Genomic DNA, 9,320 nt, shown 5'->3' with positions numbered 1-9,320 from the left:
CGAGGTTCCTCGCTCTGCTCTTACCTCCACAGGCACCTGATAGGTAGCGCCACCCACCCGCCGCGCTTTCACCTCCACCAAGGGGGTAGCGTTGCGAACAGCACTTTCCAGTACAGGTAGCGGATCCTGACCGGTGCGCTCTCGCACAATCTCTAGGGCGTCGTAGAGGATCCTGGCGGCAAGAGAAGCCTTGCCCCTCATCATCAACTTGCGGATCAGCATGGTAACCAAACGGCTCCCGTACTTGGGATCCGGGGGTACGTCACGACGAGGGGCACGGTTGCGGCGAGACATAGGAGCTGTGGAACTTGCTTAGAAGCTGAAGGCAGGATACAAAGGCTGACGTTTAGAGGAAGCTGTTATTTCTTCTTGCCAGTGGCGGCCGGCGCTTGGCCAGGCTTGGGCCGTTTTGCCCCGTATTTGGAGCGGCCTTGCTTGCGGTCTTTCACTCCTGCGGCGTCGAGCGTGCCCCGAATAATGTGATAGCGCACGCCAGGCAAGTCCTTGACCCGCCCGCCGCGAATCATAACCACCGAGTGCTCTTGTAGGTTGTGGCCAATGCCGGGGATGTAAGCAGTAACTTCAAAGCCAGAGGTGAGGCGAACCCGTGCCACCTTCCGCAAAGCCGAGTTGGGCTTCTTGGGCGTTGTCGTGTACACTCGGGTGCAAACTCCCCGCCGCTGCGGACATCCTTTCAGGGCAGGTGCCTTGGTCTTGCGAGTGGCAGCCTTGCGCTCTTCGCGAATGAGTTGCTGAATGGTGGGCATGGGTTGGCTACAAGGGCTAGTCTTGATGATTCAGCAGTACCTAATCCTAGCAAGCAGGGATCCCGCCGTCAACTTTGTCAGCTCTCTAGCCCTCCCCTTTCGGCTAGACTGAGGCTAGCCGTGGAACTTGGCCATGGAGTGGCTGGATTGGTGGATTGCGCTTCCCTGTCCGCTCTGCCAGCGCCCCGCTAGGGGTGTGTTTTGTCGAGATTGCCAGAGGCGGTTGCAGGCGGAGCGGCTCGACTCTTGGCCGGTCACCACTTCGCCTTGGCCGCTTTATGCTTGGGGGATCCACCGGGGAGCGCTGCGCAGGGCTCTCTATTGCCTGAAATATGAAGGACAGCGGCGCATAGGCGCGGTTTTGGGGGAATGGCTGGGATCCCGTTGGCTCGAAAGCCGGCAACCCTCTTCAGGCTCTCGTAGGGCCTACGGTTCGGACTATACGGTCGTCCCCATCCCGCTGCATGCGGAGCGCCTGCGGCAACGGGGCTACAATCAGGCGGCCCTGATCAGCCAAGCCTTTTGTGAGCGGACGGGTCTAAGACATTTACCTGAAGCTTTGGTGCGGGTGCGGGCCACGGCGGCCCAATATGAGCTCAACCCGCTGCAACGCCAGCAAAATCTGGCAGGCGCCTTTGCCCTCCAGCACGCTCCCGCCACCCCAGTTCTGTTGGTGGATGACATCTACACCACCGGCTCCACCGTTCAAGCGGCGCAGCAGGTCTTGGTTGCCGCTGGGATCCCGGTGGCCGGGGTGATTGTTGTGGCCAAAGCGCAGCCGGCTGCCCACCACCCCACCCTGCCCTGGGAGCTCCGACGGCCTGGCCAGGCCTGACTATTGGGCCTGTTGCGCGGCTGCCTGTCGGGGATCCACATTGAGGAACACGGTGGCATCCCCCTCGACGCGAATGATGCGCAGAGGTGGCAGTGAGTCCGCCGGGTTTTGGATGCGCTCCTGCAGCTTTTCGTAAAACAGCAGATCCGCCAGTTGCGCGTTTTCCGCTGCCGCCTGTCCCTTTAGCTCGATGGCCCGCTGGTTGGCTGCCGCTAGGATCAACAGCCGCTCGGTTTCTTTTTGTTGAATTTGCGCCCGCACCGCTGCTGTTTGTGCCGTAATCGAGGCCACCTGTTTGCGTTCAATGGAATCTCGCAGGGCTTGTGGAAAATCGGGGTTGCCCAGAAAGAGGCCCTCTACCTGGATCAGGGGCAGGGTTTGGCCATCGCGGTTGACGGTGGGCATCTCTTGGCGGATCAAGTCCAGGGCCCGCTGCTCGATGGCTGTGCGTTGGCTTTTGCGGTAAAAATCTTCGGAATCGAAAGAAGCAGAGATATCGCGGATCTTGGAGCGCACTACCGGCACCACCACTGTCACAAGATAGTTCTCGCCGATGGTGGCGTGCAGCTCGTCCAAAGTGGCAAGGTTGGGCCTGAGGGCAATGGCCACATCGACGGCAAAAGCCTGCCCGTCAGCAGTGTTTACCGTGATGGCATTGCTGATGGCATTGGCCGAGTTGGGGTTGTTGGTAAACTCCCAAACGCGGGTGAGCACGCTGTAGGTGATTGGCGTCTCGATCCCCGGGATCCGGAACATCACTCCCGGCAATTCTACCCGCCCCTTTTGCAGCCCAGAAAAGGTATTAAACACCACCGTGGCATGGCCGGGCAAAGTGACATACAGGCAGGCGCGGAGCATCCCCAAAGCTGCTAAGAGGGCAATCCCGCCCAAAGTTAGCCAACCAACTTTACTCTGGTGTACTTCTTCTGTTGAATACATAGTGGCTGATCCCGTTTTGAGGTCTGAGGGAAGAGCTGGAGCAGATGGGGCCAGGCCCGAAAACTGTTCGCGTCAGCGGGACGGAGTCCTTTTTCTATTAGGTTTTCTATTTGGTTATCAAAGTTTCCAGCCGGGATCCCAGGACGGAGGCTTTCACCACCTCTAGGTACTTGGGATTCTGGGTGAGGGCCTGGGCCTTGGCTCGCAATTGGCCGGCTTCTGCCTCGGCTTGAGCAATGATGCTGCGGGCATCTTGGCGCGCCTGCTCGATCTCAAATTGTTTTTGCGCCAGTTGGTTTTCGGCGATAGTTTTTGCTTCAATAGCGGCTACAAAATCGGGATCGAAATCCACATCCCGCAGCAGAAAGTCCAAAACCTCGATGCCGTATTCCTTCAGCAAAAGGGCCACCCGTTCGCGAATTTGTCCTTGAAGCAGCGGGCGTTCGGTGGAATAGAGAGCTTGGGCGGAAAAGCCGCTGGTCTCATTCAAGATGACCGACCGGACGATGGGGGCGATGCGATCCAAGTAGTTCTCCCCCAGTTGGGTGTAGACCTTGGGGGCATCGAGAATACGAAATTGCAGCGTCGCTTCAGCCGCAATCTGCTGCCCATCCTGAGAGAGGGCCACCAGCCGCGGCGCATAGGCAGTCGGGTCGTTGTCCTTCCAGGTCAGAGCCTGCGTTTTTACGTCGAAGGTAACGGTGCGCGAGACAAAAGGCGGCACCCAATGCAGCCCTGGCTGCAAAGCAGTCGGGCTCACTCCCCCACCCCAGGTAAACAGCACCATATTCTCACCGTTGCCCACCAAGCGCAGCGGCCTGCCCGCCGCCACCAGGATCAACGCCACTCCCACAAGGGTAGCTTTGGGCAACCAGCGACCTACCCGGCTTTCCCAACCTTCTGCTCGCATCTCTCCATCTCCTGCCAATGCAGCCATTCTCGCGGCTGTGAGAAGGTCGAGCTGAGAAACGGCTGCTATCTTTTAAGCTTTCTGCAGGGATCCCCGTCCTTTTTCTCAGACCCCCAGATGATGTTACTCGGTATCAAAAAGTTTACAAAAGATCACTTCACAATTCGCAAAGACCCAGGATAAGCCGGCAAAAAGGGAAGAAGATTAAAACATAATAAAGATTTGGGTTGCCGTTCATGCTGCCTACTATCGATTACGAGCGGCGAGATATCCAGGTGCCACCCTCCTGCATTGCCGTTGCAGCTCGGGCCTTGATCCGGCAGGGGGTATCCGTCTGCTGGGGGGAAGAAAGTCTGTCTGCCCTGATTCGTCTGGGATCCAAAGGAGCTGGCGATCGAGCTGCCATTTTGCTGGTGGAAATGAGCCTCATGGGCCAGCCGGAGGAGCTGAAAAACTGGCTGGAGATGTGCTGGCAACTGCCCGCCTATCGCCGCGAGCCGTTGCGGGTGGGGGGATAGGGGATCCCTGGGGAGGCGCGCTAGCCTCGTTCGGACTCGTCGAAGAGAAACTGCCCGCCGTAGCCGGTGACGATGCGGGTTCCATCTTTGAGGATATGAATTTCCACCTGGTCGCTAGCCCAATTCAGTTGGTTTTCCAAGGCAGGGTTAAAGACATGTACCCGCTGGTTGCGGGAAGAGACCAGCGAGTGGGGGGAGCGAATGGCCTGGGATTGCAGATAGGGCCCGTCCACCAAAATATCCAGCTCCTGCAACAGCTCTTGGGCGCCGGGGGGAGCCTGGGGGGATCGCAACTCTTCCAGCGTGAATCCACTGAAGGCCATCGCCGTTAGCCCTTTCGCCTTCAGGAGCCGCGCCAAGCTGGCCAGGGCGGGAGCCTGCCAGAAGGGCTCCCCTCCTGAGAAGGTCACTCCCTCGTTTCTGGGGTTGCTGAGGATTTGCTCGGCCAGATCGGTGATCTTCACCAGTTGGTTGACCTCAAACGGCCAAGAAGCAGGGTTGAAGCAGCCCGGACACTCCCGCAGGCAGCCCTGCACCCAGACCACGGCGCGCCGGCCTGGCCCATTCACTTCCGATTCGTCCACATATCCCATCAGGTTGAGATAACCGGGAGGGATCCGCGCCTGAAAGTCCAGTGCGATCTTTGCCTTGGACATGGGTCACCTGCTGCAAAACGGCTTTGAGACTACTCTTAGCCTAGTGGGAAGCCGAACGCGAAAGCTGCAATCTTATAGTCATTTCAAATTCGGAGATGTCTCCACAGCGCTCCGCGCCGCTGACGCCCTCACCCCCAGCCCCTCTCCCTCTGGGAGAGGGAAGTCAGAGAATGTCCCGTATCTCGCCAGGGTGACGTGCCACCTTCCACCGCCAGCGACCGAACGCGCCATGGGCATTGACGGCCTGCGTCCACTCGTCCAGATAGCGCTGCTTCACCCGGTCTAGTTCGGTGTTTTGTCCCTTCGTTTCCAAAATGAGCATGTCGCCGTTGGATAGCCGCACAAGAAAATCTGGCCGATACTTGCGTACTACGCCACCATACACATACAGGACTTCGAAGCCCAGGTGATCGTTCTTTGCCCAGGCGCTCACGGCGTCGCTGTTGTCGAGGACGTAGGCATCTGATGCTTCCCAGGTGCTGTCGTAGACGCAGACGTTGATGTGCGACTTGCGTGTGCGTTCACAAGGTTTGCTCGTGTACCAGGTGCGCATTTGACCTGTCGAGCCGATGGGATGATCGCGGTCGAAGACTGGAGTAAGCCGCTCGGTGTTCTCCTGCCGCACCGCCTCGCAGACATGTTGCACAACTCGTGACATGTTGAGGGTGATGATCAGGCGGCGGCGCAGTTCATCCTGATAAAAGAGAGGTGGGGAGATCAAGATGCGGTCAGAACGAATGAACTGCTCGACAATCCGCACCAACTGCGCCAGCAAGATTTCGCGACTGCCTTTCCAGCTTGGCTTCATCTGATCGAACACATCCCGGGCAGTTGCGAAGATAATGCGCTGGGTGCGAAATTCCCGCGCCAACCGCTCTAGCTCAATGCGGCTGATCTGGGTCACGTCTGGCTTGCCTTCAAGAACTGGTGCCAGTTCTGCCACCTGCGGTGTCTGGGCAGCGTTTAGTTCTAGTGGCTGCACCTTTGACCAATCGAGAGTCAACGTTGGTTGAAGTACGCGCTCGATGCGCACCACATTTGGCCAGCGGATCTCAAACTCTGCTTTGGTCGGATCCGGCTCCACCGCGGTCTTGGGTGTTGGTAGTGGCGGCGGGCCATCTCCGCTATCCTCGTGCGGCAAGAAAGTGAAAGGCACACCGAAGATATTGACGTATTCGGGCTCGAGCAGCCCCGTTTGTGGGTTGACCTCGTAGGATGTGCGGCGCAAGCCTCGGCCCACAACCTGCTCGCACAGAAGTTGCGAAGTGAAGGCCCGTAGCCCCATGATGTGCGTCACGGTTTTGGCATCCCAGCCCTCGCTCAGCATCCCGACGGAAATGACATTCTGGATTTTCTCGCCGGGCTGCCCTACCTTACCCACCGTATCTACGATCTTTCGCAAACGTTCTGCCTGCTCTGCTTTGGTCAACTGACGTTCGACTGGTGCGTCTTCCTCTTCTCCATCCTCAGCCTCGTCTGAGGCTTCCACCACTGCAGTGGGCTCTTCCTTTGCCTCAGCCTCTTCTAACACCTTCGAGTCGATGTGCAGGATCCCTTCTGGGTTGCAGAGCTCGTCGATGGGAATGCGCCGTGAGTCGAAGGCGTGTTTCACCCGCGCCGCCGTCTCGGTTCGGTTACAGACGGTGATCATCACGGGCGGCGTGGGCAGGCCAGCCGCTTTCCAGGCCTTCCACGTCTCACGCCAGTCGTAGCCCAGCAAGTAGTAGGCGTTCAGCACCAGGTCGGGCAGCGGCTCCTCTGGCTTGGCCTGGCGGTTCAGGTCGTCCTTCACGTCGGGGTCGTTGTAGATGTGATAGAGCCGCGACTTGTAGGTCTTGGCATCCGGCACGGCGTCGTCGCGCACCACCACGCGCGGGGTCTTCACCAGCCCCGATTCGATGGCGTCGTTCAGCCCGAAGTCGCTGACGATCCAGCCGAAGAGCGCCTCCTCGCTGCTCTTCTTTCCCGACGGCGCAAAGGGGGTGGCGGAAAAGTCATAGCAGATCAGGATGCCGCGCGAGCGATGCAGACGATCCAGTCCGCCTACCCAAACTGTGGCTTCTGCGGCGCTGTCTCTTAAGCCCTGCTGGCGCAGATACTTACCTTCCGCCTCCCAGTTGACGCGCCAGGCGTGGTGGGCCTCGTCGTTGATCACCAGCAGGTTGCGGGCATTCGCCATCTCGCCCAGCACCTCGCGGGTGTAAGCTTCGTCACTCTTTGCGCCGCGCTTGTCTACGCTTTTGCGCTTCTTGATCTGTTCCTCGCTCTCCCAGGCTAGGGCGTGCCAGTTGCGAATCAGCACTTTGCCCTGCCGTAGTTTGTCCAGCAGGGCAGAGGGCACAATGTCGAAGGCCTCGTAGTAGTTGCCTGCGCCCGCCGGTTCTAGAACAGCCAGCCGTTTCTTGACCGTCAGCCCAGGCGCAACGACCAGCACGTTCTTCGAGAAACGTGCGTCCTGTGGGTTCGCCACCTTGTTGAGGATGTGCCAGGCAATCACCATCGCCATGACGATGGTCTTGCCTGTACCAGTTGCCATCTTGCAGCACCGCCGATCAAAGTCCCCACCGTCGCCAGGGATCTCAATGCCCACCCGCTCGGCAGGCGGCGCCTCGGTTAGCCAAATGAGCGTCTCCACGGCCTCCAACTGGCAAAAGAAAAAGCGACGTCTGTTGAACTCCTCAGGGTCACGCCAGTGATCCAAGAGCCGCTTGGTGATACTAGTCACACCCGGGTAGCCTGCCTCACGCCAAGCCTTCACGCGCGGGCGGATCTGGTTGACCAGCGGAATCTCCACAAAGATCCCGGGATCGTCGAAAGACTTTGATCCGGGCGTTGCCACTACGTACCCTGCCGGGCGGCGGCCTTCGACCAGTTCAAATAGCCTTGTCTCGCGGTTGTAGCGCCAGTGTTGCCGCGGCTCCTCGTAGGGCGAGTTGATGATCAGGCGGTCAATGGTAGCCATTGCTTTTCTCCCGTTCCGTTGCTGCACTGACTTCTTCCGCTGCCCAACGGCGAATCGCTGTGAGCAGACTTGCCACCTCTTGTTGGGGAACAGGGGCAAATTCTGTGTCGTCGTAGCGAAAGGCAACAGCAAAAGGGTTGAGTTGGCGGAGTTGATCTTCCTCAACTGGCAACAAGATGCCCCGGTCACCAAGCAGACGCGCCAGCTTGACCAGGTCATGGGTGCGTGTAAATTCGATCTGTTGGGCAAACAAGACCGCCTTGAGAGATTTCTCTACCGCTTGCTGGGCATGGAAATAGACGATAGAAGGGTGAACCTCCGGATCTTTTCTCAAAACTTCAAATGCCTTGAGGTCGCGATCGGCCAAGCGCAGGGATCGCCAGGCCTCTTCAAGATGGGGCTTCATAGAGGGCTCTTCCCTCCTTGCGCGCCCAGTACAGTACGGTGCCCGGAACCTGACTGCGCCGTTGGTATTCGGCCTCCGAATAAACCAGCAGATCAAGCCCTGGGCCAATCGAGCCCACAGCTTTGTGCAAGCGGATCATTTCGCTATACGGGTCGGACACTTCTGGTTCAATCACAATAAGATCCAGGTCAGAGCCAGCGTCGGCGTCGCCGCGGCCATAGGAGCCAAACAAAAGTACGCGGCTGGGCTGTGCCACTGCCACGATCCGTTGAACAATTTCTTGCAGAGCTTGCTCGTCAATCATGTCTCCACCCTTATGACCTTCAGGCTCTCGATGCCCCGGTCATCCACGATCTTGACGGCAATGCGCTTGTGCTCGCCCGGTGCAAAGGGCAACGAGACGGTACCGCAGTACGCCTCAATCAGCTCCTCGTCGATTTCAGCTTTAAGGTTGCGCGCAAGTTTTGCCCAGCCATCCTTCTCGCCCGCCATTGGGAAAAAGACCTGCCGGGGATAGAGGCTGCGTCCGTCCTAGTCGGTATCGAGCAGCCAAAGAGCGATCTTGTCTGCGCTACCCGATTCAATCTGCCCGGTCTTGGTGTTGTAATAATCAAAACCGTGCACCACGACGCGCAACTTGCCTTCGTCAGTACCCGAGGTGATGCGCTGCACTTCCACATCAGGTTGCCCAATCAACCAAAACGATTCGTTACTCGCGCGCTTTTTCTTGAGGTCGTCGGTCAAGAGGTCGGCGTTCATTTGGACTTTGAGGAACTGCATACCGGCCAGCTCGGGCTTCATCTCGTCAATATCCTTGGCCGCTTCGGGATCGAACTGGAAAGCGGCAAAGATCAGCAGCTTGGGTTTGGGAACAAGCATCCGTGCTTCTTCCCAGGCATGCTCGACCTGCCGCTGCTCAAGTGGGCCATATTCCGGGCCGAAGGCGACGACCACCCGCATCGGGTCATAGGCTGGAGCCGACTCGCGCACGGTATTTGCCCCTTCGTCGCTTGGCCGCGTTTCCCCCTCGGCATGCAGCCAGCGACAGCCAGGAAGCGGCTCTAGGCGGGCAAAGCGGATGTATTGCCCGTTCTTGCCGCGAATACCGGTGCGCAGCAGCTCGTCGCGCCATTCGGCCTGGCGCAGGGTCTCGCCGGAGCGGGCAATGGACATGTCGGCAGGTTGCGGCTTCTCCTCCAAAATCTCATCCACCGACTTGACCACAGGCGCAGGCACGGCCTCGACGGTGAACGGGCCGGTGACGCGCACCTTTTTGCGGTCCACAAAGGGCTGGTCGTAAAGCGTCTCCTGCGGCGCGTGGCGGGCA

10 protein-coding genes and 2 pseudogenes are annotated in these 9,320 nt (G+C 58.8%); 2 read left to right on the top strand and 10 right to left on the bottom strand.

Features of this window, described 5'->3' with window-relative positions:
- Together NW835_RS02895 and rpsL are read right to left on the bottom strand one after the other, a co-directional pair.
- Window positions 1-294 (bottom strand): annotated as a pseudogene (locus tag NW835_RS02895) (30S ribosomal protein S7); the annotation flags it as partial.
- A 65-nt stretch (window positions 295-359) separates the two neighbouring features.
- Window positions 360-767 carry a 30S ribosomal protein S12 gene (rpsL, locus tag NW835_RS02890; RefSeq protein WP_414363846.1) on the bottom strand — a complete coding sequence of 136 codons (408 nt, stop codon included), beginning with the start codon at window positions 765-767 and terminating at the stop codon, window positions 360-362.
- A gap of 133 nt (window positions 768-900) precedes the next feature.
- Between rpsL and NW835_RS02885 the strand changes: the two genes are divergently transcribed.
- On the top strand, window positions 901-1,602 hold the full coding sequence (locus tag NW835_RS02885) for a ComF family protein (protein ID WP_414414477.1): 702 nt from the start codon (window positions 901-903) through the stop codon (window positions 1,600-1,602).
- On the opposite strand, the gene NW835_RS02880 is transcribed toward NW835_RS02885, so the two are convergent.
- On the bottom strand, window positions 1,603-2,541 hold the full coding sequence (locus NW835_RS02880) for a prohibitin family protein (protein ID WP_414414476.1): 939 nt from the start codon (window positions 2,539-2,541) through the stop codon (window positions 1,603-1,605).
- A 106-nt stretch (window positions 2,542-2,647) separates the two neighbouring features.
- Entirely contained in the window at window positions 2,648-3,451 is an 804-nt protein-coding gene (locus tag NW835_RS02875) for a prohibitin family protein (protein WP_414338532.1), read from the bottom strand.
- A 236-nt stretch (window positions 3,452-3,687) separates the two neighbouring features.
- Between NW835_RS02875 and NW835_RS02870 the strand changes: the two genes are divergently transcribed.
- Window positions 3,688-3,969, top strand: coding sequence for a hypothetical protein (locus NW835_RS02870; protein ID WP_414376719.1), 282 nt, complete (start codon window positions 3,688-3,690; stop codon window positions 3,967-3,969).
- Window positions 3,970-3,989: 20 nt separating this feature from the next.
- Here NW835_RS02870 and NW835_RS02865 read toward each other — a convergent pair whose 3' ends face one another.
- From NW835_RS02865 to NW835_RS02840, 6 genes and pseudogenes are all read right to left on the bottom strand, one after another.
- Window positions 3,990-4,625 (bottom strand): 4Fe-4S single cluster domain-containing protein, encoded by a 636-nt coding sequence (locus NW835_RS02865; RefSeq protein ID WP_414363843.1) that lies wholly within the window; start codon window positions 4,623-4,625, stop codon window positions 3,990-3,992.
- A gap of 163 nt (window positions 4,626-4,788) precedes the next feature.
- Window positions 4,789-7,587, bottom strand: coding sequence for a BPTD_3080 family restriction endonuclease (locus tag NW835_RS02860; RefSeq protein ID WP_414414475.1), 2,799 nt, complete (start codon window positions 7,585-7,587; stop codon window positions 4,789-4,791).
- Entirely contained in the window at window positions 7,574-7,993 is a 420-nt protein-coding gene (locus tag NW835_RS02855) for a HEPN domain-containing protein (protein WP_414414474.1), read from the bottom strand. The genes NW835_RS02860 and NW835_RS02855 overlap by 14 nt, the downstream gene beginning before the upstream one ends.
- Window positions 7,977-8,297: a nucleotidyltransferase domain-containing protein gene (locus tag NW835_RS02850; protein ID WP_414363840.1), complete on the bottom strand. Its 321-nt coding sequence runs from the start codon at window positions 8,295-8,297 to the stop codon at window positions 7,977-7,979. Before NW835_RS02850 ends, NW835_RS02855 begins: the two co-directional genes overlap by 17 nt.
- The gene (locus NW835_RS02845) at window positions 8,294-8,485 is read right to left on the bottom strand and encodes a hypothetical protein (RefSeq protein WP_414414473.1); all 192 of its coding nucleotides are present in this window, start codon (window positions 8,483-8,485) and stop codon (window positions 8,294-8,296) included. Before NW835_RS02845 ends, NW835_RS02850 begins: the two co-directional genes overlap by 4 nt.
- 39 nt (window positions 8,486-8,524) lie before the next feature.
- A pseudogene (locus NW835_RS02840) lies at window positions 8,525-9,320 on the bottom strand (hypothetical protein); the annotation flags it as partial.

It is taken from the genome of Synechococcus sp. OH2 (genome assembly GCF_047462155.1).
In the GTDB taxonomy this organism is placed as follows: domain Bacteria; phylum Cyanobacteriota; class Cyanobacteriia; order Thermostichales; family Thermostichaceae; genus Thermostichus.
The sequence above is the reverse complement of the archived record's forward strand: the minus strand, read 5'-3'. Positions and strand labels throughout refer to the sequence as shown.